Source organism: Lutibacter sp. A80 (assembly GCF_022429645.1).
GTDB lineage: Bacteria > Bacteroidota > Bacteroidia > Flavobacteriales > Flavobacteriaceae > Lutibacter.
The window spans coordinates 1,336,846-1,363,059 of the sequence record NZ_CP092480.1; the positions used below are offsets into that span (position 1 = coordinate 1,336,846).

A 26,214-nucleotide genomic window follows, 5' to 3' on the forward strand; every position below is an offset into this window, starting at 1 on the left:
GTAAATATTACATTTAATATTTTATTAAAATGAATACAAAAGTAAATTCATCCGAACTAAATTACTTATTATTTAAATATTCAATTTTAATTCTAAGTTTTATTTTTATTTCTTGTAACTCAAAAAAAGAAAATGAATACTCCCCTCTTCAAATTGCATTAAACAATCACAAACATGATGAAGGTTTTATAGGCTCTAAAAACTGCCTAGAATGTCACAAAACTGAATACAATGAATGGATGGGGTCAGACCATCAACTAGCTATGCAAATACCAACAGACAGCACTGTTTTGGGTGATTTTAATAATACTAAATATACAATTTATGGTGTAACAAGTACTTTTTATAAAAAAGACAGCTTGTTTATAGTCAATACCCAAGGACCTGACGGAAAATATGCTGATTTTGAAGTAAAATATACCTTTGGAGTTTACCCTTTACAACAATACTTAGTTATATTTCCTAAGGGTAATCTACAAGTACTCACTCCATTTTGGGATTCACGTTCAAAAGAAGATGGTGGTCAAAAATGGCAGCACTTATACCCTGATGAGTTTATAGCTTCACACGACGAACTAAATTGGGGAAGAGCTTTACAAAATTGGAATTATATGTGTGCCGAATGCCATTCAACCAATGTTAAAAAAAATTACAATCCAGATACACAAGCTTACAATACAACTTTTGATGAAATAAATGTTTCTTGTGAAGCTTGTCACGGACCAGGTGATCTACACGAAAAATGGGCAAAAGATACCCTTCAAAATGTAGAGAACATGGGATTTGTTTTCGATATAATGGATAGAGATCCTAGCAGATGGATTATAGATCCTGAGACAGCAAAAGTTTCGCGTTCAAAACCTAGAACTTCAAATATGCAAGTAGAATGGTGTGGTCGTTGTCATTCAAGAAGAGCTCAACTAACAGATGAATTTACCTTTGGAAAAGTGCTTGAACATACACACCAGGTAGCTTATTTAGATTATCCTTTATATAATGATGATGGTACTAACAATGATGAAGATTACGTATATGGCTCTTTCCTACAAAGTAAAATGTACGCAAAAGGTGTTACTTGTAAAGATTGTCATAATGTACATAGTGGAGAGTTAAAAGGAGGCAAAGAAAATGTTTGTTTTCAATGTCATATGCCTACTAAATACAAAACCAGAGAACACCATAAACATGATGAAAACGGAACTGGAGCAAGCTGTGTAAGTTGCCATTTACCAAAAATTACTATAATGGTAGTTGATCCTCGTTCAGACCACAGTATGCGAATTCCAAGACCTGATATTAGTGTAAAAACAGGAGCTGTAAATGCTTGTAATAATTGTCATACAGATAAGTCGAATGAGTGGGCTGCGAAGGAATTTAAAAATTGGTATGGCAATAAATATGATACCATACCACATTATGGCTTTGCTTTTCATAATATAAGAACAAATAAACAAGATGCACAATCCGACTTAAATAAAGTTATAAATGATAAAGATATGGCAAATATTGTAGTTGGTACTGCAATTAGATTTCAAGATTTTAACAATAACCCTTTAGCTTTTGAAAATTTAAAAATGGCACTAGCATCTACAAGTCCTGTGGTAAGAAGAGCTGGATTGGAATCTTTAAGAAATCTATCTAAACAACAACAATATAAATATGCTTTACCTTTAGCTAATGATACCGTTTATGGTGTTAGACATATGGCTAATAGCTTAATTTATGACGTCCCTACAACAAATTTACCTACAGAACAAAAACAAGCTGTTGATAAAGCAAGAAAAGAATATATCAATCAATTATTATATTGGCAAGATCGCTCTTTAGGATTATCATCTATAGGTGTTGCAGCAATAGGTTTAGGAAAATTAGATCAGGCTGAAGATTATTTTAAAAAAGCAGTAGCATTAGATACCTTAAATTTAATTGTAAAAGTTAACTATGCAGACTTAAAAAGAATGCAAGGTAAAAATGAGGAATGCATTTCGTTATTAAAAGAGGTTATAGCAATAGATAAAACCTTTTCAATGGCATATCAAGCATTGGCTTTTGCATATATTAGAATAGGTGATAAAACAAAGGCTTTTAAAACATTAGAAACTGCCAAGTCTATAGTTAAAAATGATGCTCAAAACCACTACTATTATGCTGTAATGCAAAATGATTCAGGTAAAGAAAAAGAAGCAATTAAAACTATTACAGAAGCTTTAAAGGAATATCCGAACAATGAACAGCTATTGACTTTAGCTTATTCTATTTATAAAAATAAAGGAGATTCTACTAAAGCTGAAAATGTTTTAAATACATTAATAAAAGTATTTCCACATAGTAATCAATACCAGCAAGTTAAAAATTCAAATTAATTATTAAAAATACATACTGTATATTAAGCAATTTCGTATTTTCTTGTATAAAAAATCTTCTGCCCACTTCTAAACTTATAAAAGTATTAGAATAGAACCAGAAGATTTTTTAGTGTTAATGTTTAAAATATTATTAATTTACCTCAATTTCTAAAGGCAATATATCATCACTATACATCTCTCCATTACTAGCTGTAAAAGTAACACGCAACTGATAAAAATGTCCTTTAGGCAGTTTTTTTGAAGGTACAAGCCCTCTTAACGAAAAAGTCTTTGTTGCAGTTCCAGATTCGGTATACAATACCTCCTTATCCGTTAACACAACATCTTTTACTGGAATCCATTTACTTTTAAAATGTCTTAACCAAAATCGTATACCTCCTTCATCAGCTGAAATAATGCGATTTTCAGAACCAGCATTATATATTACAGATACTTTTAAATTATTTCCAATTTTAAGTGGTTGTTTTTTAATTTCAGCTTTATTTACAATCTTAATATAAGGAGCTACAAATGGTTCTATTTTAATTTTAATTTCTGAAAACACAGAATTATCAGCTGTAGCGGCTCTAATTATAGCCGTTCCAGGTGTTTTGGCTTTAACAATTCCTTTATTATCAACTGTTAAAACATTTGAATTATTTGATTCCCAAGTAAGTTCTGAATTATCTGCATTTTCGGGTAAAATTATTGCTGTTAATTTAGCACTTTGACCTGTATAAAGTTTAGTTTTTTCGGCATTAATGATAATTGAAGTAACTGGCTTTGGAGTCCATTTTACAATTTCAATATCTCTTTTTGCTATTAATCCATTCGCTTTGCTGGTGGCTGTAATTGTGGCTGTTCGATTGATAGCTCCATGTGCCTCAGCAATTCCTCTTTCATCTACAGATATGATAGATTCATCACTAGTTAACCAGCTTGCACTACTATTAGCATTTTTAGGTGTAACTGAAAGGTTTAAGGCAATTTTTGAGCCTTTTCTAATAGTTAAAGGTTCAATAGAAATACTTTTGGGATCAATTTTATCAGTATCGTAAATTACGTTAGCATCTTTGTTTTTAAATTCAATAGTTTCCCCGTTTCTCCATATTATTTTAATACGTTCTATTTTATTTTCATTTCCAAGCCCAAAATGAATAATATTCATTAAACTTTGAGAAAAAACTTCTCCTGAGGATCCTACACGTTTTCTATATTCGTTATTAGCTGTATTTACAATTACTTCAGCCGAAATAGGATCTACGTTTGATTTTGGAGCATAACCTACTCTTACTAAAACAAAATTACCTTGTGTTACTGTTTCATTGCTATACAAATACCATTCTCCACCTTCACTTCCATTTAATAAATCTAGTTTACCATCCAAATCAAAATCAAATGCCTGCCCCATATCTCCATTACCGGGGCCACCAACATCGTTTGCTCCATGCATTGTTGTTGTTTCAAATGAATTCTTTCCTGTGTTTAAAAGCATATAATCTGATACTCTTGCTCCAACTCTACCCCATCTATATACAAAAAGATCTTGGTAACTATCGTTATTAAAATCTCCAGTAGTAACACCAAGTGAATTTCCTCCTCTAGGAAGCTTCCATTCTTTTGAAACGTCAATAAATTTATTACCATCATTTCGTAATAAAATATCTGAATGATTTCTATTATGCGGAGTGAATTTTGGAGTTACACTCGATATATTTGAAAGACTAAATCTATATTGCCAAAAGAAATTATCATCGCGAACCAGGATAACCCTCCATTTTGAATTACCTAAATATCCAATATAAAAACCATTTTCTGAAATATCTTTTGGCCAACCTTCTGCTATTTTTGGATAAATGACTAATTCTTCACCCGATTTTACAATTTTACGCGTTTTATTTTCACCCATAAAAATAGGATAATCTTTACCTAACAAAGAACCTTGCTCTAAATAATAATATTTATGTAATTTTATAAATCCTTCTGATGTAAAATCAAATGCATCCTCCCCTTTATAGCCTCTAGTTTTTAGAGCTAATTCTTTAGTTATTGGGTTAAAATCTAATGAAGGAGCTTCACCTTCGCCATGTTCAAAAAGTAATCCACGAGCCAAATAAAGATCTAAATCACCATCATTATCAATATCAATATCAGTTACAGCCATAATCTGTGTCAATGACTGAATATTCTCTGGAACAAGATTTGTTACATTGGTATAGGTAAAATCTCCATTCCCTTTCCAAAAAGACAAAGAACCGTAAAAAATAAGATCATCAATCATATCATTATTAAAATCTGTGACTAAAACACGTGATTCTTCAACATCTTCAATTCCTTTTACAGATCTGTATTTAAAAGTAGCATTACCGTTGTTTTCATAAAAAAAGTGTTGAGGCTTGTCGAATTTAAGACTAGACTCATTAACAATAATTAAATCAAGATCTCCATCTAAATCCATATCTACCCATCTAGAACTACGACCTCTAGCACCTTTATCAATTCCAACATCACCAGTATATAGAATAAGTTTATTATTATCATTCAAATAAAAATTAAGTGTTGAAGGATTTGTTCCATTACCTCCTCCTTGTTCTAAAACAAGATCAAGATCTCCATCATTGTCAAAATCTCCAAGAGATGTACCATGCAAATCGTGTTTAAACCATCTTGATAAATCTTGGTAATGTTTTGTAACGGTTCCATCACCATTATTCCAGTATAGTTTACTAGTTTCAGCATTATGATTGTTTACAATAAAATCATAATCACCATCATTATCAATATCCGCAATTGAGGGGCCTCCATATTTAATAGAACTTACTTTATCCATTCCTGCTTTTACAGTAATATCTTTAAAAACTGGTAAATTTAATTTAGGAAGATCTTCAAAATAAATGTTATTAATCGTTAATGTTTCATCAAGTGATTGAAATTTAATTTTCACTTTACCTAATTTTTTAAAAGTTATCAGACTTGTTATTTTTTGCTTCCCTTTTGTTGGAATATTAAAGTCATCCATTAAAAGTTCACCATTAACAAAAACACTTAAACCTGCATATTCTCCAGAGTTGGTAATATTTAAAATAATTTTTTTTGTTAAACTACCGCTTATTGTGTAATTTATTGTTACTGGTGTTGAAGGTTCAATAACTATTTTCTTAGATATAATTTTTGCATCTCTAAAAGAGGGCATTGTAGTTTGAGCTGAAATATTAAAAGTTATTACGACTAAAATTAAAAGTAAATTTTTTTTCATGAGCTGTTGGTTTAATAAATAATCAAAGACCATTTAATTTGAAATTAATAATTATACAACTTCAAAATTAGAGGAAAATAGTTCAAATAGCTTTTGTTATAACGTAATTCTATCTGGATAAAAACTGAACGAATCTAATTTTTAAACTAATTTTGAATAATATAAAAGGAGATCTTTTTAAAGTACCCAATATTTGCTAGACAAAAACTCAACAAGTTCTTGTCTCGCTTATAAATATCTATTCTATATCTTGTTTTCGATTTAAAATAAAATTATTAAAGTCAACTTCATATTGAATTTTAAACCGGAGTATTTAAATGCAATTTATTTATAAGAGTACTTTTTTATTAAATATTCGGTTATAAATTGAACCACCAATAAATGATGCTTTTTCTCCAAGACTTCTTTGAAATCTTATATTCTCATTCCATTTAATCATTCTTTCACTTCTAGCAAAAGAACCAACTTTTAATTGCCCTGCATTTATTGCTACAGTTAAATATGATATAAAAACATCTTCTGTTTCTCCAGAACGTGCAGATGCAACAGGTAACCAACCAGCATTTTAGATTAGCTTAATTGCTTTTAAAGTTTCTGTGACGGTTCCTATTTGGTTTAATTTAATCAGTACAGAATTTGCCAATTTTTCTTCAATTCCTTGTTTAATTCTATTAATGTTTGTTGTAAACAAGTCATCTCCTACAATTTGAACTTTAAAACTACTCTAAAATACTATTTAACTGATTTTCACTTACTACAAGTCCATCTCACTTTCTTCATTCATACCTGCAGAAACAACTGTTTTTTGCAATTGAGATTTTACTTTTTCAATATATTCATCTGCTATTGATTCTTGAATAATCCAACGTGTTGCAGTGCAGCAAACTTGCTCTGTATTTAGTGTAATTGTAGTTGCTAATCCTTCAGCTGTTGCATCAATATCAGCATCTTCAAAAACAACAAGGGCGCCTTTTACTCCTAATTCTAATTTTACAGGTTTTAAGTTAAACCTACAATTTTAACCAATTATTTTACCTACTCGTGAAGACCCTGTAAATGACACACATTTAACTTTTGGATGCAAGGTTAAAACATTTCCTATCTCTGAACCACTTCCTGGAATTATATTTATTACTCCATAAGGAAGTCTTACAGATTTACTACTATTCATTCCTTCAAGGTTTAAGTCTTTTTCAAATGTTTCCTCTTTGATTAAATTATTATAATATCGTAAACAATCAATACCAAAAGGTACGTCAAACCCTCTTACATTTTGAATAGATTTACCCACATCTAACGCTTCTAATTGTGCTAACTCTTCAGCGTCTCTTTCACACAAAACAGCAAATTTATTTAATATCCCAGAGCGTTCTTTAATACTAATATTCTTCCAAGATTGAAATGCATCACCTGCTACTTCAATAGCTTCAACTGCTTCATTTGCTGTTGGTTTTGACACTTTAGTTAAAATAGATTGATCTGCAGAATTTTCAATTTTAGAAGTACTTAGTTCCCATTTATAAAATATGGAATTGGTTGCTGACTAAAAAATTTTTGGATTTTTTGCGTATACGGTAACATACTATTATAGGTTTAATTAATAATTTTATTTTAATCACTAATTAAAACTGGTCACAAAAACATAAATACATTAATTTCAATTAATTACCTTCAAAATTACGAATCAATTAAATAATATGTAAAACACAATTTCAACCATAAAGTGTATTATTTTTCCTTATTAACCAAGCTATTTATATAATAAGGTGTAAACATGAACACAAAATAAATTGCTTTATTTAAAAAACATGGCTCTATACTGAGCTGGTGTTAACTTTGTAAATAGTTTAAACTGTCTATGGAAAAATGATAAATTAGAATACCCAGTTTCAAAAGCAATTTGTTCAATAGAAATTTCTGATTCTTTAAGTAATTCACAAGCTTTACTTACACGATATTCATTTAAATAAGATGTAAATGTTTTTTTAAATGTTTTTTTAAAAAATTTTGAAAACGAAACTGGTGTCATAAATACTAAATCTCCTAATTGAGAAGATTCAATTTTTGATTGATAATTATTCCCTACAAAATCAATTATTTTTTTTATTCTATCAGAAACAACAGTATTAACATCAAAACGAGCTCCTAAACTTAATATTTGGCTTTGTTCTAAAGAAAGATCGTGAAGTATTTTTATAGTTTCTATTAATCTATGTATTGGTAACATTTTTTTCATTAGAACCATTCTTTCTCCTATAGAAACAGATATTCTTTTATTAAATACTAAACCATAATTACTTTGATTAAGCATTTTTTTAATTAAAGAAAATTCATCTTTTTCTATCCAACCATTACCTAAAAAATCATTTGTAAATTGAATTACTGTAGACTTGGCAAGTTGCTGTGTTGTTTTATTTGTTTTCCAACAATGTGGTAAATTTGGACCTAATAAAACTAACTCACCAGGTTGATATGTCTGTATAGAGTTTCCAACGCTTCTAACACCTGTACTTTCAATTATATAGGTTAATTCCCATTCAGGATGATAGTGCCAAGGAGTTTCAAACTCTAATTTTTCAAATACTCTATAATGGAATGAATTATTTAAAGAACTGGAAATTGGTTCAAAAACAGCCTTCATTATGTATATATTTTCATATTAATAAGTTAATTAAAACAAATATATGGAAAAACAGTACACTTTATGGCCAATTGTGTATTTAATAAACTTTAACTTACTGCTTTACTTTTACATTATAATATTAAAGTAATAAAAATGCAATTTGATGTAATAGTATCAGGAATGATGGTTGTAGATATTTTATCTAAGGTTCCTGAAAGAATAAAGTCAGGTACAAAACACGAAGTTTCAAAGATAATTATCCAAGGCGGTGCTCCTGCTGGTAATGCCGCTTGTGTTCTTGCTAAAAATAATTTAAAAACTGCCTTTTTAGGGTACAAAGCTTCAAATACGCTAAGCTTAATTGCCAATGAAGAGTTAAAAAAATGTGGTGTTGACACCTCTTTACTAATTGATAATGAAGATTTTCAACCTGCAATTGCAGTAGTTGAGGTAAATTCTAAAAATGGAGATCGTACTGTATTTTATTCAACAACTAATTACAAACCGCTTCAACCAAAAGATATTAATGAAGATTGGATAAAAAACAGTAAATTATTATTGGTTGATGGTTATGATGTTATTGGAAATTTAGAACTTTTAAAAATAGCAAACAAATACAATATTCCTTCAGTTTTGGATATTGAAGCTGGTGACCTTACTATATTAAAAGAAATGATTTCATTAGGAAGTCATATAATTTTACCTCTAGAAGGTGCTCAAATGATTGCTGAATTAGATACTCCTAAAGCATGCTTAAAAAAATTAAATTCTCTTACCAAAGGACAATTAGTTATTACTGATGGAGCAAATGGCAGTTGGGCATTAGAAAATGAAAAAATAATTCATCAGCCTGCTTTTTCTGTAAAAGTTGTTGACACTACAGGTTGTGGAGATGCTTTTCATGGCGCTTATGCCGCTGCCTTATTAAAAGGTAAGAACTTAACAGAACGTATGGAATATGCCTCTACATACGCATCTATAATTGCAACTCATTTTGGAGGCAGAAGTTACTTCCCAAATAACAATGAAATTCAACAAATAATATTAAAAAAATAAAATTATGGAAACAGAAACTTTAAAACAATCAGTAATAAATTTAAATTTAGATATTTTGAAACGAAAAGGTATAGTTGCAGAAGAAATGGAGAAACTTATCTGCAAGGCTCCAATAAAACAAAATATTAAAATTGGCCTAATTGGAATTGGTTTTGAATTGCATTTTGATTGGGCAAAAGCAAAAAAATCTTATACTGAAGCAATTGAGCAAACTAAAAGTGTTTTTAACTCTCAAAATCAATTATTAGCATTAGATGAACCACTTCAAACAAAAAAAGAACTATTAAAAGTATTAAACAAATTTAATACGGAAGGTATGAGTGGTTTAATTATTTATCAGGCCTCATATATTTCTGGAGACCTGGCTTTAGCTTTAGGTAATTGGCTAAGTGAGAATAAAATACCTTTATTAAGTTGGTCTCACGATGAAGTAACCGGTGGACGATTAACAGCCAACAGGTTGTGTGGACAAAACTTCTTATTGAACATACTAAATTCTTTAGAAATTAAATACTCTTGGGTTTTAAACGCTCCAAAAACCAAACAATTAGATACCGTTTTAGACAAGTTTATCCGTGTTGTTAGTGCAAAAAAAAGAATGCAACATTCAAATATGCTTATGATTGGTGGTATGCGTGTTCCTGGTTTTTACGATTGTGAGTTAAATGAAATCTCAATTTCTAAACATTTTGGCTTAGGTGTTGAACGAGTGGATATTGAAACTATTTGGAAACATGGTGAGAAATTTAAAAAAGAAGATATTAATAATATTGTACAAAAATTAATTAACTCTAAAAAGTGTAAATTTCATAAAGTAAGTGACCGAGAATTGTATTTATCAATTCGTTTTAGTTTAGCAATTGCAGATTATGCTCGACAAGGAGAATATTTAGGTGTAGCCTTAAAAAACTGGCCAGAATTATTTGACAATTACCAAATTGCAGGTGATGGTGCTGGTGCTTTGGTGCAAGATTTAGGAATTCCAGTCGCAGATGAATCTGATATGGGAGGTTTACTTACAATGATCACTATGAATGAGGTTAGTAATGGAAATGCTCTACCAACCCTTACTGATTTATCTATTTTAAATACAGATGAAAATAAACTAGGAATGTGGCATTGCGGAGGTTCGGCAACAAAATTATTACGCAAAGGAACTAGTTTTGAAATAAGAAATCATAGTATTTTAGATAATTATGATGAAGATCAATCTTACGGAATGCTATTAGAATTTCTTTTAGAAAAAGGAGCAATTACAATTGCAAAATATCAATATCCACACGCATCAAGTATGCTTTCTTTTGAAGGAGAAATAGTTGATTCTCCAATGCGTTTTAGAGGAGCATATGGAGAAGTTTCTCCAAAAAATGTAAAAGCATCCGCAGTAGTTGGAACTATTTTAAGTAAAGGTTTAGACCACCATTGGATTATTGGTCGTGGACATATTCAAGAGGATTTACAAGAATTTAATCATTGGTCTGATATTGAAAATTTAGACTTTATAAAAGCAACAACAACAGGAAGAAGTATTCAAAAAAAATTAAACTACTAACATAAAATATTAAAAAAATGAAAAATCCAGATTTAATCCAACTATTAAACAGTTACAGAGCACAGCAAAAATGTATTATTGGATTTAATGTAAATGACATATATGACTTAAAAGCTGTTGCATTAGCAGCAGAAGAGGCTAGTTGCCCTGTTATGGCAATGACCTACCCTCCAGTTGTTGATTTAAATTCAAGTCTATTATGTAGAAAAATGGTAGACGGAATTCAACCTTACACAAAACAACCAATTTATTTGCATTTAGACCATAGTATTTCTGTAGATATGTGTAAAAAAGCCATTGATGATGGTTATGACTCTGTAATGATTGATGGGTCACAAAAAAGCTTAAAAGAGAACATTGCAATGACAAAAGAAGTAGTGCGTTATGCAGAGTCTGCAGGTGTTTTGGTTGAAGCTGAAATAGGTAAAATTATGGGACGTGATGTTGTTGTAAAATCTGATGCTGACTTTTTAGCAAGTGTATCAGATGTTAAAGCAATTGTTGAAGAAGCAAACCCACATATTATGGCTGTTGGAATTGGAACTTCACACGGATTTACTCCAATCACACCTCAAATACACTTTGATAGATTAACTGAAATTGCTAAAGCTGTAAAAGTTCCTTTAGTTTTACACGGCGGTACAGGTATTCCTGATGAAGATATACAGAAATCAATCACCATGGGAGTAGCTAAATTAAATGTTGGCACAATTGTTCATACTACTTATATGAAAGAATTATATAAGGAAATTGGCAAGAATTTGGATGGTGCTTATCCTCCATACTTAATGAAAGAGGTAATTCCAAAAATTCAAGCAGTTGTTTTAGATAGATTAAAAGCAGTTAATTTTAATAACTAAAATCTCAAAAAATAATTATATTTAATATCCTAAATTAAAAAACTCAAAATTGAAATCAATCTTGAGTTTTTTATAATTATAAAGTTTATAAGAAATCATCAAATTTGGATTATTTTCTTACTTCTTTAATTAGTGCTAATGCTTCTTCAACTTTAGCTTTTAATCCTTCGTAATCTTCTTTTACTATAATTTCTTTTGAAATTAATTGAGAACCCATTCCAACACAGGTTACCCCTGCATTAAACCAACCTGTTAAATTCTCTCTAGTTGGAGAAACTCCTCCTGTAGGCATAATGCTTGTCCAAGGTTGAGGCCCTTTAATTCCTTTTACAAATTGAGGTCCGTAGATATCTCCTGGAAATAGTTTTACAATTTCACAACCTAACTCTTCAGCTTTTGCAATTTCTGTTAATGTTCCACAGCCTGGCGACCATAAAACTTTACGACGATTACAAGCAATTGCAATATCTTCACGTAATACTGGAGTAACTATAAAATTCGCTCCCAAAGCCATATATAATGATGCTGCTGCTCCATCGGTTACTGATCCTACACCCATTATCATTCCCGGTAATTCTGCTATTGCATATTTGGTTAATTCTCCAAAAACTTCGTGTGCAAAATCTCCACGAGCTGTAAATTCCATTAAACGTGCTCCACCATCATAACAAGCCTTTAATACTTTTTTACTTAATTCTATATCACTATTAAAAAACAAAGGAATCATCCCTGTTTCTTTCATTGCTATTGTTACTTCTATTCTTGTAAATTGTGCCATTGTTTATTTTTTATGGATTTTTATTTAATCAATAAGTTAAGGAAAGCTGATTTGATGGATGTAAACCAACTTTCCTATTACCAAACATAAATATTACTATATAGTATTATCTTGCGACTCTACCTGAAGCATCTCCACTCATTAATTTTTTAACCTCATCTATTGTAGATAAGTTTGCATCTCCTTTTATTGTGTGTTTTAAACATGATGCGGCAACCGCAAAGTCTAAGGCTTTTTGATCATCTCCTTCATATTCTAACAAACCATAAATTAAACCTCCCATAAATGAATCTCCTCCACCAACTCTATCTACAATATCTGTAATTTGGTATTGAGGTGATTCAAATAATGTTTTACCATCATATAAAACTCCTGCCCAGGTATTGTGTGATGCAGAAATGGATCCGCGTAATGTTGTAATTACTTTTTTAGCTCTTGGGAATTTTTTTAACATTTGATCACAAACTGATAAAAATGCTTCTCCTTTAACGTGTTCTCCTTGAGTTGTAATATCTAATCCTTCTGGTTTAATGTTAAAGTGCTTTTCTGCATCTTCTTCATTTCCTAAAATAATATCACAATAGGAAGTTAATTCGGTCATTATTGCCTCTCTATCTCCTCCATATTTCCATAATTTCTGACGGTAATTTAAATCCGTAGAAATTGTTAATCCTAATTTACTAGCTACTTTTACAGCTTCTAAACACGCATCTGCTGCTCCTTGAGATATAGCTGGTGTAATACCTGTCCAGTGAAACCAACCAGCACCTTCAAATACAGCTTCCCAATCTACCATTCCTGGTTCTATTTCTGCAACTGCTGAATGTTGTCGATCATAAACTACTTTACTTCCTCTATTTACGGCACCGGTTTCTAAGAAATAAATTCCTAATCGATCGCCTCCCCAAATAATATTATCGCAGTTTACGCCTCTTTTTCGCATTTCCATCATAGCACATTCTCCAATATCATTTTTTGGTAAACGCGTTATAAAATCTACTGGAACACCATAATTAGCTAAGGATACTGCTACATTAGACTCTCCTCCTCCATAAATCACATCAAATGCATTGGCTTGCGAAAATCTTAAAAATCCGTGTGGAGCTAATCTTAACATGATTTCTCCAAATGTTACTACTTTTTTCATTATATTTTTTTTATCAATCTTAAAAAAACAATTTTACTTAAGCATTTATTATATTATTTTTCAACTAGTTAAATAAACACAACTTAACACTTCATTTTTATTCACCTTTAGCTTTATGATTAATAACATTCCAAGTTTTAAAACCCCGTATATACTGATAATCATATGATTTATATTCGTGTGTTAATCCCCATCTTAATATTTCAGTAGGGTTTTTATCGTTATCAACAGTTCTATTTAAACCAATTGCGTGTGGAGCCCCTTTTACAACTCCCATAATTTCAAAATTAATTCCATCAGGTGACCATTGAACAGTATTTTTCTCAGGGCCATCAGTTGTAATTAAAGAAGCAATACCACCATTGTAAGGCCAAACACAAATTTCATGTCCACTATTACTAATTGGATTGTATTCCGATTTTATATAAGGCCCTTTTGGATTATCTGCTATGGCAACACCATGTCTAATTTGGCGACCTCCAAAGGTGATTTGCTCTCCCATTTGTTCGCCTTTATAATACAAGTAAAACTTTCCTTTGTAAGGTAAAATACAAGGGTCATGTACTTTATGACTATCGAAATCTCCTTTTTTCTCTACTGCAAACCTATCCTGTTTATCTCCTTTCCAAATACCATTATTTGCCGGGCTTAAAATAGGTTCTTCACTTTTAGTCCAAGGTCCATTTATTGAATTAGACCAAGCTAATCCAACTTGATTTTTCACTCTAACATTGTAAGGCCCTCCAACTGTTTGATAACATAAATAATAAACACCTTCCCATTCCATTATTTCAACGGTAAATACAGAACGATCATCATAAGAACCTTTTTCACCTCGAGCCACAGCAATTCCTTCTTCCTTCCAGGTAATACCATCTTCAGAAGTTGCATACCAAATGTCACATCTATCCCAAGGAAAGACTTTACTAGTTTCAATATCACCTGCAAAACCATCTGTTGGCCCTACAGATTTACTATACCATACATAATATTTTCCATCATGTTTTATCATAGCGCTTGGATCTCTTCTTACAACACCCTCTTCATAAGCTAAATCACCTTTTAAATCTTCTACTTTATATTCAAAAAACCATTCATTTCCTAAATCCATTGGCCATTTTAGAGCTCTTTTAGAAGCTGCACTTAATTTATCTTTGTGTGTTATTCCTAAAAAATCTAGTTGCTCATCTGTTACTATATTTTTTTCTTTCATTAAATTTTCCGTTTTAGTATTGCAATTACAAGAAATAATTAAACTAATCCCTAAAACTGCAATAAATAAATGTATTTTACTTTTCATATTTGTTAATTTAAAAACCTCGTGTTTTAATAGTATCTGTTTTGCTTTCATATTCTTCTGTATTTTCTCTTGTAAATTGATTAAAAAATCTTAAATAGTTACCATAAGAATACACGCTATTTCTATCTCTAATTTCTTCACCCATCTCTTTAAATTTCGCAGCATTCTTTTTTTGGTTTCCTATTAAAAACATATAATTATTTGATGATAAAACTTCACCACTTTTATCGGTAAGTTCCATTGTTACATAAAAATTATTTTCCACTTTTTTTAAAACATTCGCTTCAACTTCAAAAAATTGTTTTGAACTATTTTCTTGAATTTTATCTACTTTAAATGATCCTTTTTTTAAAACTTTTTTATTATCATCTAAAATTGAATATTCAACCTTACAATTTTTATATTGTTTGTAGAAATCATTTACAATCCAAAATTCGCCTTTAAATGTTTCAGAGTTTAGCCATCTACGTTTTTTAAAATTTAAATTAATTAATACTGGCTGATATGCAGTCTTAACAAAATTAAAAGAACGTTTTGGTTTTAAATAATTATCAATTAAGCCCCATTTCATATCTGGCCAATAAGTTATAAAATGGCATAATGCAACTCCACTTGTTCTTGGTTTATTTCTTCTAAAATGTTCTATTGACAATTGAAAGATTATTCCTTGAGCATCTTGGGTAGCATTAACAAATTCTTGTAAAGAGCCTTTCTTTTCATCTCCAAAAGTATCAAAATTTTGAATCCTTAACCGATCCAAATCTGCCCAATGATACCCCCAACTTAGTCCTGGTGGCCACATTTCGTTTTCTGGAATAAACTTTTTTAAACTTTCTACATTAGGAACCGAAGTAATTGCTAATTCTGGAACTATTGGAAAATCTAATGTTTTAATCCATTCTTCCATAGGCCATTTCCCCATTTGATAAAAATAATCCAACGCATGGACAGCTTCTTTTGGTTTGTAACCAGCTTCTTGAGAAACATCACAAGTCAAAGGAGAATCTGGAACATAAGGTAATTCTACCATTCCTTGATATCTATCACCTAAAGTTTCTAGAAAATTTCTTGCGTACATAGGGTCACTTGCTCTTAATAACATTTCTTCTCCTCCTTCCATCATTATTAATGAAGGATTATTTCTTCTATTTTTAATTACATTTTCACCTTCTTGATAGATACGTTCTAGTAATTCAGGATCATTAGGTATATTTCCTGTTCCTAAAGGAATAATATCTTGCCAAACTGTAATTCCAGCTTCATTACAAAGCTTGTAGAATAATGGAATTTCAGGTGGATGCCATCCAAAAATACGAATGTTATTCATATTTGCTTCTTTAGCTAAGGTAATTAACTTTTTATACTTTTCTTCAGAAGTTCTTCCAACAAAAATATCAGGTGGTCCTCCCCAACAAGCAGAACGTATAAAAATTTTCTTACCATTAATCATTGTTGTTCTAGGAAAAGAAACTTCATCTTTGGTATAACCTGGGTTCCAATCCATTTCAACCTTACGTAAACCATACGTAATCTCTTTAAAATCTTGATTTATATTACCTTCATCTAAAGAAACTTTGGCCTCATATAAATTAGGTTTCCCTAAATCCCAAGGCCACCAAAGTTGTGGATTATCAACTTCAATTTCTTTTTTTATTATTTGTGTCCCTGGTTGTAAAATTTTTTTAAATCTTACAATTTGTTCTTCACTTTCAAAGTTTTGACCTTTAAAAGAAATTGTAAAATTCTTTTCTTTTGCTACTTTTTCAGTATTCTCTACTTCAACTTCAAATACAACTGAAGCTTTCTTTTCATTTTCAACATTTGGTTTAGCATAAACATCTAAAATTCTAGACTTCCCAGTAAAAATTAAATCTATAGATCCCGTAATTCCAAACGGAATTAAATCTCTCCAATAATCACCAAACCAAGGAGTTTTTAGACCTGCTACATTTGCATTAACTTGTGGTGGTGGTGCTAAACGAATAACCAACATGTTAGTAGCTTTTAACCAATGTTCATTCGATAAAATTACTTCACTAACATCAAATGAGAAGGAAGAAAACGAACCTTTATGACTACCAATATAATGGCCATTAAGCCAAATATCACATTCGTGATCTATAGATTGAAAATCTAAACGAGCTACTTTATCTGTTAAGTCTTGATTTACCCTAAACTGAGTAGCATACCACCATTCGTATTGCATTACCCATTGAGATTTCACACTGTTTCTTCCATAATAAGGATCTTCAATAACTCCTGCTTTCCATAAATCTGTATAAACATCTCCAGGGACTCTAGCAGGATTCCATACTAAAGTTTCAATATCGCCAGGCGGTAATTTATGAAGTCCTTCTTTAATTCCTTGACCAGGAAGCATCATCTTCATTTTCCACCTATAACTATCTAAATTAGTTATCAATTGACTATTTTTATTATGGTTACTTATAGTGCTCGGTTGCGAATAAGCAACTAATGCAGTTATAAAAAACACTATACTTAAAATAATATTTCTCATTCTTACTATATTTTACATTCCGTTTCCTAAGGCAATTACAACCACTCCAATAATCATAGAAGCTAACCCCAAATACAATGAAGTCTTTGCTTTTGTTGGAGAGCCTACCCATTCTTTTGTTACAATTCCTGCTACAACAGCTACAACAACAGATAAGGTATTATAAATTGCATAACCTATTGTTCCTCCATCTTCTCCCAAAACAAACGATGAATATGCAAAAATAATAGATGCTGTAAAGTTTAATACAGCCATTAAACCTGTCATAGAAATATTTTTCCCAGCTTCAGGCACTTTAAATCCACCCCATAATTTCTTTTTAGATAACATTATAATAAAAAATGGGACCACAAATACACCACCCGAAACATATACAATAAACATATTTGCTACTGCTCCCAACCATTCTGAATTTCCTTGTGCAACAACGGCATCTCCAACAATATTTTTAGCAGCTTGCCCATCAATACCAATTTCTAGAGCAACGTTAAATCCTGTACATAAAATACCTCCAACAACTGCGATAATAATACCCATTAACATCGAAGTTCCTTTTAAACTCTCTTTTTCACCCTCAGCAGCAGCTCGTAAAATACCAGCACGACCATTAAAAACAATACCGGCAGTTATAATTACTATTCCAACTAAAATGGTACTAATTTTTCCAGAATCAATGGCTCCTTCACCTGAAGGTAAACCAGATAATATCCAAGGTAATAATGAACCAACAACAATAATAGTTCCTATAAAAATTGAGAAACCTAATGACATACCAATATAGTTAATAGCTTTTCCCCATAACATCATACCAATACCCCATAAAAATCCTGGTATTAACATTTTTAATAATACAGGTGAACCTATATCAGATAAAACTTCACTAAAACCATCAATCATAAAAAATGCAACAATGCTAGGTATTATCCATAACATAAAAAGGTAACAAAGCCCCCAAGCGTTTTCAAAAGAATAGTTTTTAATATACTTCTCAGGCATTGCCCAAAAGCCTAACATGGCTCCGGCTGAAATTGCCAATAAAATTCCAATCATAATTATATATTTAGGTTATTAATTTGGTTTATTAATTATTACCACTCAAATTTAAAAATGGTAGAACTTTTAAATTCTTCACCAGCTTTGGTTATCGATTTTGGTGAATTCGGGATGTTTGGTCCATTTTGATATCGATGCGTTTCACAGCAAAAACCTCTATATTTTCCATATTGTTCTCCGTTTTCTCTTTTTAGATTATCTGAAGTGTATTTTCCTGTATATAACAACATGCAAGGTTCTGTTGAAGAAACAGTTAATGATCTTCCTGATTTTTCTGAAGATATTTTAGCTACTTCTATTAAATCGAAATTTGTATTTTCAAAAACATAAAAATGTTCAAACCCATCTCCCATAGCTTTGTGTACAGTTCCAATTTTTTTACCTTCTCTTAAATCGTCAGCTTTTCCTTCAATAGATAAAATTTTACCTGTACCTGCTCCAGTTTCATCTATTTCTTGTTTTTTTGAAGTATGTACCTGAACTAAATGATTTTCAACAGTATCAGAAAAAGCGTCTAAATTAAAATAGGTATGATTTGTTAAAGATAATGGTGTATCTTGATCTGGAGTTGCAGTATATTCAATTGATAATTCATTTTCATCTGTTAATGAAAATAATACTGAAACTTCAACATTTCCAGGAAAACCTTCTTCTAAATCTTTACTAACTAAAGACATTTTTAAGTTGTTATTACTCACTATTTCTACCTTCCAAATTCTTTTATCAAAACCAATGGATCCACCGTGTAAATTGTTATCTCCACAATTTGTATTTAATTGAAACTCTTTACCGTTTAAGCTAAATTTTGCATTCTTTATTTGAGAGCAGTACCTTCCAATAGTACTTCCAAAATAAGGTGAGTTCTCAATATAATCTTTTCCAAAATAGCTTTCAAGTGCATCAAAGCCACAAGCTATGTTTTCTATTTCTCCTTTTGAATTTGGAACTATTATAGAAGTTATAGTAGCTCCATAATTAGTAATTTTACATTCAATACCATTTTTATTTTTTAAAGAAAAAAGATAAATTTTTTCATTTTGATAAGATCCGAATTTTGATTTATTTATGCTCATTGTATAGGTTCATGTTTGGTTTACATTATTTTATATCTCTTCGTATGGCGCTAATTTTTCCCAATTGAAAATTACGCCAGTTCCAGGGTAATCAGGGGCTACAGCTCTATAATTCTCAACCACTAAAGGTCTTGTTGTATACTTGTCAATAGGAAAGCTATGAACTTCTAACCAGCCTGAATTAGGTTGTGCTGAGACTAAACTTACGTGCAATTCTTGCATTCCATGTGAGCACGCTGGTATACCATTTTTAGCAGCTAATTTTGCAGCAGCTAACCAGCCTGTTATACCTCCGCAATTTGAAGCATCTGGTTGTATAAAAGATAATTTTGCCTGATCCATTGCATATTCAAATTCGTGAATTGTATGTAAATTTTCTCCCATTGCTAAAGGGAATCCTGTTTGATCAGCAATCTCCCCAAAACCTTTATAGTTATCTGGAATAATTGGTTCTTCAAACCAAGCGATATCATATTGTTTAAATCCTTCAATAGCTTTAATGGCTTTTTCAATGGTCATAGAATAATTAGCATCTACCATAAAAGTTACGTTTGGGCCAATGTATTCTCTAACTGCTTTAATTCGATCTAAATCTTCTTGTAAATTTTCACGACCAATTTTAATTTTTACAGCGTTAAAACCTTTTTCAAGGTAGCCTTTCATATTGTTTAGCAACTTCTCAATTGGAAACATTAAATCTATACCACCACAATATGCTTTACACGTATTATTGGCTCCACCGGCAACTTTCCAAAGAGGTTGGTCTAATTTTTTACAACGAATATCCCATAAGGCAATGTCAACTGCTGAAATAGCAAAAGAAGCAATTCCACCACGACCTACATAGTGTATATGCCATTCTAAAAAATCGTATATTTCATCAATATTAGTTCCATCTTTACCCATTAAAACGTTTGTAAAGTCGTGTTCAATCATTGCTTTTATTGCAAATCCGCCTTTCCCGCCAGTATATGTATAGCCAGTACCTTGACTGCCATCTTCTAAAGTTATAGTAACGGTTACTAATTCGAAATGGTAATGATCGCCATGTTTGGCATCAGACATTACTTCTGGTAATGGGACTGTAAATAAGCGTGTTTCTATTTTTGAAATTTTTGTACTCATTTTGAAATTTATTTTAATTTAATTGAAACCTCTATAGGTTTTGATGAACCCAGATCAATACTTCTTTTGCTAGGTAAGGCATTTGAAATTATTAGTTTGTAGTCACCCTTCATCCACGTTTTTTTACCCTCTAAATTGGTTTGTAAAAAATCTTTTTCTGAAAAAGTAAATTTGATGGTTTTACTTTTTTGAGCTTTTAAAAAGATCCTTTTAAATGCTTTTAAATTGTATATTGGTAAATAATCTTCGTTATTTTCTGCAACCAAGTATACTTGTACAACTTCATCAAAATTGGTTGTACTTTCGTTGGTGATATCTATAGAAATATTTAATGATTCCCCTTTTTTTAATTTTTCAGAACTAATTGTAGCGTTGCTAAATTTTGAAGTAGCGTATGATAGACCAAACCCAAAAGGATATAAGGGTTCTTGAGTCATATATTTATATGTTCTACCTTTCATGCTATAGTCTGTAAAAGCGGGTAATTGGTCTACGTTTTTAGGAAAAGTAATTGGTAAATGTCCGGAAGGTGCTACATCTCCAAAAATTATATCGGCAACGGCGTTGCCACCTTGTTCTCCAGGATACCACATTAATACAATAGCATCAACTAATAGTTCAATTTCTTCTAGTGAAACGGGACTTCCTGTGCCCAGTACTAAAATTAGTGGACCTTTTTTATTTTTACTAATTTCTTTGATATAATCAATTTGACTTTGAGGTAACTTTAAATCTTTTCTATCTCCTTTATTTTCAGAAGCAATTGCATCTACTTCTTCACCTTCAATTTCATTTGAAATGCCTGCAACTAAAATAGTAGCCTCAACCTGTCCTGAAACTTTTGGAGCCCAATTTAAGGGGTTTAAATTTTTTGTAAAAGGCAAAACACCTTGGCGATAATTTAGTGATGTTCCTAATGAAACTTTGTCAGTAACACCTTCTAAGACTGTAACTAAATTTGAAGACATTCCGTAATAATTTGCCATTAGAATATTACTGGAAGCAGAAAAAGGACCTGTTACATACAATGATTTTATATTTTTATCGAGTGGCAAAACATTGTTTTTATTTTTCAGTAAAACAATAGATTGTTGCGCTACTTTACGTGCTAGATGTTTATGGGCTTCTGAATTTATTACTTCACTAGTTACATTGTTAAAAGGATTGCTTTCTTCTTTGTCAAAAAAACCTAATTTAAAACGAATTAAGTATAATTGTTGTAAACGTTCATTTAATAATTCTTCAGTAATTAAACCTTGTTCAATTGAATTTATTAAATTATTATATACCCATCCACAATTTAAGTTTACGCCAGATTGCATAGCTAGAGCAGCGGCTTCTTCAATTGTTTTTGCTTTTTTATGTCCATTTAAAATATCGCCCAAAGCACCACAATCTGAAACGATATAGCCATTAAAACCCCATTGTTTTTTTAAAATATCATCTAATAATAATACACTACTACTAGAAGGTTCACCATAAACAGCATTATAGGCACTCATTACCCCTTGTACATTTGCCTTTGTGACCAAGGCTTCAAATGCAGGAAGATATGTTTCGTATAGATCTAATTTTGAAGGGTTTGCGTTAAAATGATGACGTAATTCCTCTGGACCTGAGTGAACTGCGAAATGTTTAGCACAGGCAGTTGATTTAAAGTATTTAGGATCGTTACCTTGTAAACCATTTACAAAAGCCACACCAATATTTGAAGTTAAAAAAGGGTCTTCTCCGTAGGTTTCTTGTCCGCGTCCCCATCGTGGGTCTCTAAAAATATTTACATTTGGAGACCAATAAGTTAAACCAGCATATAATCCTTTATTCCCCATTGCTTGTGAAATTTTAAATTTAGCTCTTCCTTCATCGGCAATTGCAGATGCCATTTCTTGAATTAATGAGGGGTTAAAAGTAGCTCCCATAGCTATTCCTTGAGGAAAAATAGTTGCTTTTCCATTTCGAGCAACTCCGTGCAAAGCTTCATTCCACCAATTATATTCAGGCACTCCTAGTCTTGGAATTGAAGGGGCTTCGTTTAAGAATTGCAGACATTTTTCTTCTAAAGTCATTGCATTTACTAACAAAGCTGCTCGTTCTTCAAAAGAAATCGATTCATCATACCATTTAAAACAATTTTGACTAAACGATTTAGAAAGAGAACTAAAAATAATTAAGATTATAATGACAGTATTCTTATTCATAAAAAAGTGTTAATTGATTATTTTAACTCTAACTCTTGGATCTCAATATTTTCATTACCTCGAATTTTTAAATATTCTTTTTTTAATTCTGCTAATTTTTCAGGATTTTTTGATGCGAGATTAGTTGTTTGACCTATATCTGTTTTTAGGTTATACAATTGGTATTCTTTGGAATTCCCAAGCTCAATATTTACATCTTCATTTAAAGATACGCCATCATAAGGAGGTATCATTATCCAGTCACCGCTTCTTAAAGCTGTTTTGGTATTTGCTTCAACTATTAAGCTTTCTCTACCTATGTTGCTTTTTCCAGTAAAAGTGTTTAATAGATTTTGACTATCGGAAGGTTGAATTTTAGTGTTAGTTAATTCGGCAATTGAGGCAACTAAATCCATTTGACATACCAGTGCATTACTTATTCCTGGTTGAATTTTTCCTTTCCAGTAGGTTATAAAAGGAATTCTAGTTCCCGCATCAAATAAACTGTATTTCCCACCCCTTAAACCTCCTGTAGGTTGGTGATTCCCTAGTTTTTCAACGGCATCATCAAAATAGCCATCATTTAATACTGGGCCATTATCACTTGAAAAGATAACAAGGGAATTTTCAAGAAGTCCTTCTTTTTCAAGAGTTTTCATAAACTCCCCAATGGTCCAATCAGCTTCAATAATAACATCACCTCTTGGTCCCATCCCCGACGCACCTACAAAACGTGGATTTGGAGTTCTTGGCACATGAGGTTGTTGTAAAGCATAATATAGGAAGAATGGTTTTTCTTTGTGCTTTGATATGTAATTTTTTGCCTTTTCTAAAAATTGGTCAGACATGTCTTCATCTGTCCATTTTGCTTTTTCACCACCTTTCATGAAACCTATTCTAGGGATTCCATTAACAATACTATTATTGTGTCCGTGATGCCATTTCATGGTTAATAATTCAGGATTATTAATTCCAGTTGGTTGACCTTTAAAATTGGTATTATAATTAATTTCAATAGGGTCATTTTTATCCAAGCCAACTACATCTCCATTTTCAATATAAACAGTAGGAACACGATCTTGAGTAGCAGCCATTATATATGAATAGTCAAAACCAACTTCATTCGGTCCAGGACTAACTCTTTCATTCCAATTTAGGTTCCCTAAACCTAGGCCAAGATGCCATTTTCCAACAATTGCAGTTTGATACCCTGCTGTTTTTAATATTTTAGGTAGTGTTTGTTCTTCGAGACTTATTATTAAAGGAGCTGATCCAGGAAGGATTTTAGCATCTTTATTTTTCCAAGGATAAGAGCCTGTTATTAAAGCGTATCTACTTGGTGTGCAAGTAGCTGATGATGCATAGGCATTTGTAAATAGAAGGCCTTCGTTCGCTAAATTATCGATATTTGGTGTGCTTATTTCAGTGGCTCCGTAGCAACTCAAATCACCATATCCTAAGTCATCAAGATAAATAATTATAATGTTGGGTTTTTCGGAATTTATTGAAATATCTTGCTTCTTTTCTTTATTGGAATTATTACAAGAAATAGAAAGAAGAAATACAACTAGAATATAAATAGAGCCACTGAATTTTTTCATTTTTTTAAAGTTTTAAATTATGATATATTATGCTTTATGTTTGATATAGAATGTTTTCTTTTCCATATATTGTTCAAAACCATATTTTCCGTCTTCTCCTCCAGATCCAGATAGTTTGTAACCATTATGGAAACCTTGATGTTGTTCTCCATGACCTCTGTTTACATAGATTTCACCGTATTCTAATTCGTCATTACATTTCATAATTGTGTTCATATTGTTGGTAAAAACCATTGCTGCTAAGCCATATTCACAATCGTTTGCATATTCAATTACTTCTTCAAAAGTTTTGAATTTTAATACAGGTAAAATTGGTCCGAAAGATTCTTCGTGAACGATTGTCATATCCTGAGTTACATTTGTAAGAACTGTTGGTTCAAACCAATATCCTTTTTCAAATTCAGCTCCAGTAGGTCTTTTACCTCCTGTTGCTATAGTGGCACCTTCTTCAATACTTACTTTTACTAGGTGTTCCATGTGTTCTAGCTCATTTTGATTTACTTTAGGACCCATATCAGTTTCTTCTAGCAAAGGATTTCCAACTTTTAAAGCTTTGGTTTTAGCTATGAATTTTTTCATAAATACATCGTAAATATCTTCATGTACATACATACGCTCATTGCAAGTACATACCTGTCCGCAATTGTCAAAACGTGAATGTAATGCTGATTCCACAGCAGCATCAATATCTGCGTCTTCAAATACAATAAAAGGTGCTTTTCCTCCTAATTCTAATTGAACGTGTGTTAGGTTTTGTGCTGCGTTACGTGCAATTTGTTGACCAACAGGAGTAGATCCTGTCATAGTTACCATTTTACAAATAGGGCTTTCAACTAATGCATTACCCATTGCTCTTCCTGGTCCAGTTAAAATATTAATTACACCTGCAGGAATTCCAACTTTGTTAGCTAAATTTCCTAATTCTAATGTAGCTAACGGAGTTTCAGATGTTGGTTTAATTATAATAGAATTTCCAGCCACTAGTGCTGGGCCTAATTTACGACCAGCTAATGCCAATGGGAAATTCCAAGCGGTAATTGCAACAACAACTCCTCTTGGGATTTTTTGAATCCAAATTTGTTCATTAGGATTGTCTGAAGGGATGATATCTCCTTCAATTCTTCGAGCACCTTCACAAGCATATTCTATAAATGAAGCTGTTACAGCAACTTCTCCTTTTGCTACTTTTAATAATTTTCCTTGTTCTTTAACTAATAATTCAGCTAAATAATCTGAATTCGCTTTTATTTCTTGGGCTAATTTATACAATAACTCAGCTCTTGAACGAGCAGGTAACTTTTTCCATTCTTTTTGAGCTTTATCAGCTAGTTGCAAAGTTTCAAGAGCTTCTTCTGCAGTTCCATTTTGTACACGAGCAACTACTTCTTCTGTTGATGGACTAATAATGTCAATAGTTTGACCAGAAGTAGATGTTCTCCATTTTCCATTTATAAATAACTGGTATTCTTTTATTTGAGACATAATAATTTGGTTTAATTTTTTATTTTCGGGTTTCTGTAATTAGCCATTCTAACGGCTGCTTTTCCTTCGAATTCTCTCTTTTCAATACAATGTTTTATGGGGTCTTTTTAAATTTTATATCTTTAAATAAGACAATAAATCAACACTACTTAATTCTGAAATATTTTTTGTATTTCCACTAGCAGCATTTACAAAGATTGGTTATAAATCCAATGTGTTAATTTGATTGATGTAAATTTTATTTTCTTCTAATTTACTTGATCAATAC

Annotated in this window: 16 protein-coding genes and 2 pseudogenes; 4 read left to right on the forward strand and 14 right to left on the reverse strand. The window is 31.3% G+C overall.

Going from position 1 to position 26,214, the window contains the following annotated elements:
* The first annotated feature begins 29 nt into the window (after nucleotides 1-29).
* Entirely contained in the window at nucleotides 30-2,363 is a 2,334-nt protein-coding gene (locus MHL31_RS05930) for a multiheme c-type cytochrome (protein ID WP_240228159.1), read from the forward strand.
* A 133-nt stretch (nucleotides 2,364-2,496) separates the two neighbouring features.
* Here MHL31_RS05930 and MHL31_RS05935 read toward each other — a convergent pair whose 3' ends face one another.
* The 4 genes and pseudogenes from MHL31_RS05935 to MHL31_RS05945 form a co-directional block, all read right to left on the reverse strand.
* Nucleotides 2,497-5,601: an FG-GAP-like repeat-containing protein gene (locus MHL31_RS05935; RefSeq protein ID WP_240228160.1), complete on the reverse strand. Its 3,105-nt coding sequence runs from the start codon at nucleotides 5,599-5,601 to the stop codon at nucleotides 2,497-2,499.
* Nucleotides 5,602-5,929: 328 nt separating this feature from the next.
* A pseudogene (locus MHL31_RS16325) lies at nucleotides 5,930-6,307 on the reverse strand (hypothetical protein).
* 48 nt (nucleotides 6,308-6,355) lie between these two features.
* Nucleotides 6,356-7,129: pseudogene (locus MHL31_RS05940) on the reverse strand (aldehyde dehydrogenase family protein).
* A gap of 267 nt (nucleotides 7,130-7,396) precedes the next feature.
* Entirely contained in the window at nucleotides 7,397-8,242 is an 846-nt protein-coding gene (locus tag MHL31_RS05945) for an AraC family transcriptional regulator (RefSeq protein WP_240228161.1), read from the reverse strand.
* Nucleotides 8,243-8,377: 135 nt separating this feature from the next.
* Here MHL31_RS05945 and MHL31_RS05950 point away from each other — a divergent pair, with 135 nt between their 5' ends.
* The 3 genes from MHL31_RS05950 to MHL31_RS05960 are packed head-to-tail and all read left to right on the forward strand — an operon-like array spanning nucleotide 8,378 to nucleotide 11,692.
* Nucleotides 8,378-9,280: a carbohydrate kinase family protein gene (locus MHL31_RS05950; protein WP_240228162.1), complete on the forward strand. Its 903-nt coding sequence runs from the start codon at nucleotides 8,378-8,380 to the stop codon at nucleotides 9,278-9,280.
* A gap of 4 nt (nucleotides 9,281-9,284) precedes the next feature.
* Entirely contained in the window at nucleotides 9,285-10,832 is a 1,548-nt protein-coding gene (locus MHL31_RS05955) for an L-fucose/L-arabinose isomerase family protein (RefSeq protein ID WP_240228163.1), read from the forward strand.
* Between the two features lie 17 nt (nucleotides 10,833-10,849).
* A complete protein-coding gene (locus MHL31_RS05960) occupies nucleotides 10,850-11,692 on the forward strand; it encodes a class II fructose-bisphosphate aldolase (protein WP_240228164.1) in 843 nt (280 codons plus the stop codon).
* A 109-nt stretch (nucleotides 11,693-11,801) separates the two neighbouring features.
* Here MHL31_RS05960 and MHL31_RS05965 read toward each other — a convergent pair whose 3' ends face one another.
* The 10 genes from MHL31_RS05965 to aldA all read right to left on the reverse strand — a co-directional run bounded on the left by MHL31_RS05965 (nucleotide 11,802) and on the right by aldA (nucleotide 25,946).
* Nucleotides 11,802-12,470, reverse strand: coding sequence for a bifunctional 4-hydroxy-2-oxoglutarate aldolase/2-dehydro-3-deoxy-phosphogluconate aldolase (locus MHL31_RS05965; RefSeq protein ID WP_240228165.1), 669 nt, complete (start codon nucleotides 12,468-12,470; stop codon nucleotides 11,802-11,804).
* Between the two features lie 106 nt (nucleotides 12,471-12,576).
* A complete protein-coding gene (locus tag MHL31_RS05970; protein WP_240228166.1) occupies nucleotides 12,577-13,617 on the reverse strand; it encodes a sugar kinase in 1,041 nt (346 codons plus the stop codon).
* Between the two features lie 97 nt (nucleotides 13,618-13,714).
* Complete coding sequence (locus MHL31_RS05975) at nucleotides 13,715-14,917, reverse strand: glycoside hydrolase family 117 protein (protein WP_371824143.1); 1,203 nt, start codon at nucleotides 14,915-14,917, stop codon at nucleotides 13,715-13,717.
* Nucleotides 14,918-14,927: 10 nt separating this feature from the next.
* Nucleotides 14,928-17,435 (reverse strand): glycoside hydrolase family 2 protein, encoded by a 2,508-nt coding sequence (locus MHL31_RS05980; RefSeq protein ID WP_240228167.1) that lies wholly within the window; start codon nucleotides 17,433-17,435, stop codon nucleotides 14,928-14,930.
* 12 nt (nucleotides 17,436-17,447) lie between these two features.
* Nucleotides 17,448-18,485 (reverse strand): L-rhamnose/proton symporter RhaT, encoded by a 1,038-nt coding sequence (locus MHL31_RS05985; protein WP_240228168.1) that lies wholly within the window; start codon nucleotides 18,483-18,485, stop codon nucleotides 17,448-17,450.
* A gap of 38 nt (nucleotides 18,486-18,523) precedes the next feature.
* Nucleotides 18,524-19,561, reverse strand: coding sequence for an aldose epimerase family protein (locus MHL31_RS05990; protein WP_240228169.1), 1,038 nt, complete (start codon nucleotides 19,559-19,561; stop codon nucleotides 18,524-18,526).
* A gap of 30 nt (nucleotides 19,562-19,591) precedes the next feature.
* Nucleotides 19,592-20,686, reverse strand: a complete 1,095-nt coding sequence (locus MHL31_RS05995) for a mandelate racemase/muconate lactonizing enzyme family protein (protein ID WP_240228170.1) — start codon at nucleotides 20,684-20,686, stop codon at nucleotides 19,592-19,594.
* 8 nt (nucleotides 20,687-20,694) lie between these two features.
* Nucleotides 20,695-22,884, reverse strand: coding sequence for a glycoside hydrolase family 3 C-terminal domain-containing protein (locus tag MHL31_RS06000; protein ID WP_240228171.1), 2,190 nt, complete (start codon nucleotides 22,882-22,884; stop codon nucleotides 20,695-20,697).
* A gap of 17 nt (nucleotides 22,885-22,901) precedes the next feature.
* Nucleotides 22,902-24,464: an arylsulfatase gene (locus MHL31_RS06005; protein ID WP_240228172.1), complete on the reverse strand. Its 1,563-nt coding sequence runs from the start codon at nucleotides 24,462-24,464 to the stop codon at nucleotides 22,902-22,904.
* Between the two features lie 27 nt (nucleotides 24,465-24,491).
* Entirely contained in the window at nucleotides 24,492-25,946 is a 1,455-nt protein-coding gene (gene aldA / locus MHL31_RS06010; protein WP_305802701.1) for an aldehyde dehydrogenase, read from the reverse strand.
* Between the last annotated feature and the right edge of the window lie 268 nt (nucleotides 25,947-26,214).

Excerpts from the sequence above, each read along its gene's own strand:
- MHL31_RS05930 (WP_240228159.1), top strand. The coding sequence starts at position 30 with ATGAATACAAAAGTAAATTCATCCGAACTAAATTACTTATTATTTAAA.
- MHL31_RS05935 (WP_240228160.1), bottom strand. The coding sequence starts at position 5,601 with ATGAAAAAAAATTTACTTTTAATTTTAGTCGTAATAACTTTTAATATT.
- MHL31_RS05945 (WP_240228161.1), bottom strand. The coding sequence starts at position 8,242 with ATGAAGGCTGTTTTTGAACCAATTTCCAGTTCTTTAAATAATTCATTC.
- MHL31_RS05950 (WP_240228162.1), top strand. The coding sequence starts at position 8,378 with ATGCAATTTGATGTAATAGTATCAGGAATGATGGTTGTAGATATTTTA.
- MHL31_RS05955 (WP_240228163.1), top strand. The coding sequence starts at position 9,285 with ATGGAAACAGAAACTTTAAAACAATCAGTAATAAATTTAAATTTAGAT.
- MHL31_RS05960 (WP_240228164.1), top strand. The coding sequence starts at position 10,850 with ATGAAAAATCCAGATTTAATCCAACTATTAAACAGTTACAGAGCACAG.
- MHL31_RS05965 (WP_240228165.1), bottom strand. The coding sequence starts at position 12,470 with ATGGCACAATTTACAAGAATAGAAGTAACAATAGCAATGAAAGAAACA.
- MHL31_RS05970 (WP_240228166.1), bottom strand. The coding sequence starts at position 13,617 with ATGAAAAAAGTAGTAACATTTGGAGAAATCATGTTAAGATTAGCTCCA.
- MHL31_RS05975 (WP_371824143.1), bottom strand. The coding sequence starts at position 14,917 with ATGAAAAGTAAAATACATTTATTTATTGCAGTTTTAGGGATTAGTTTA.
- MHL31_RS05980 (WP_240228167.1), bottom strand. The coding sequence starts at position 17,435 with ATGAGAAATATTATTTTAAGTATAGTGTTTTTTATAACTGCATTAGTT.
- MHL31_RS05985 (WP_240228168.1), bottom strand. The coding sequence starts at position 18,485 with ATGATTGGAATTTTATTGGCAATTTCAGCCGGAGCCATGTTAGGCTTT.
- MHL31_RS05990 (WP_240228169.1), bottom strand. The coding sequence starts at position 19,561 with ATGAGCATAAATAAATCAAAATTCGGATCTTATCAAAATGAAAAAATT.
- MHL31_RS05995 (WP_240228170.1), bottom strand. The coding sequence starts at position 20,686 with ATGAGTACAAAAATTTCAAAAATAGAAACACGCTTATTTACAGTCCCA.
- MHL31_RS06000 (WP_240228171.1), bottom strand. The coding sequence starts at position 22,884 with ATGAATAAGAATACTGTCATTATAATCTTAATTATTTTTAGTTCTCTT.
- MHL31_RS06005 (WP_240228172.1), bottom strand. The coding sequence starts at position 24,464 with ATGAAAAAATTCAGTGGCTCTATTTATATTCTAGTTGTATTTCTTCTT.
- aldA (WP_305802701.1), bottom strand. The coding sequence starts at position 25,946 with ATGTCTCAAATAAAAGAATACCAGTTATTTATAAATGGAAAATGGAGA.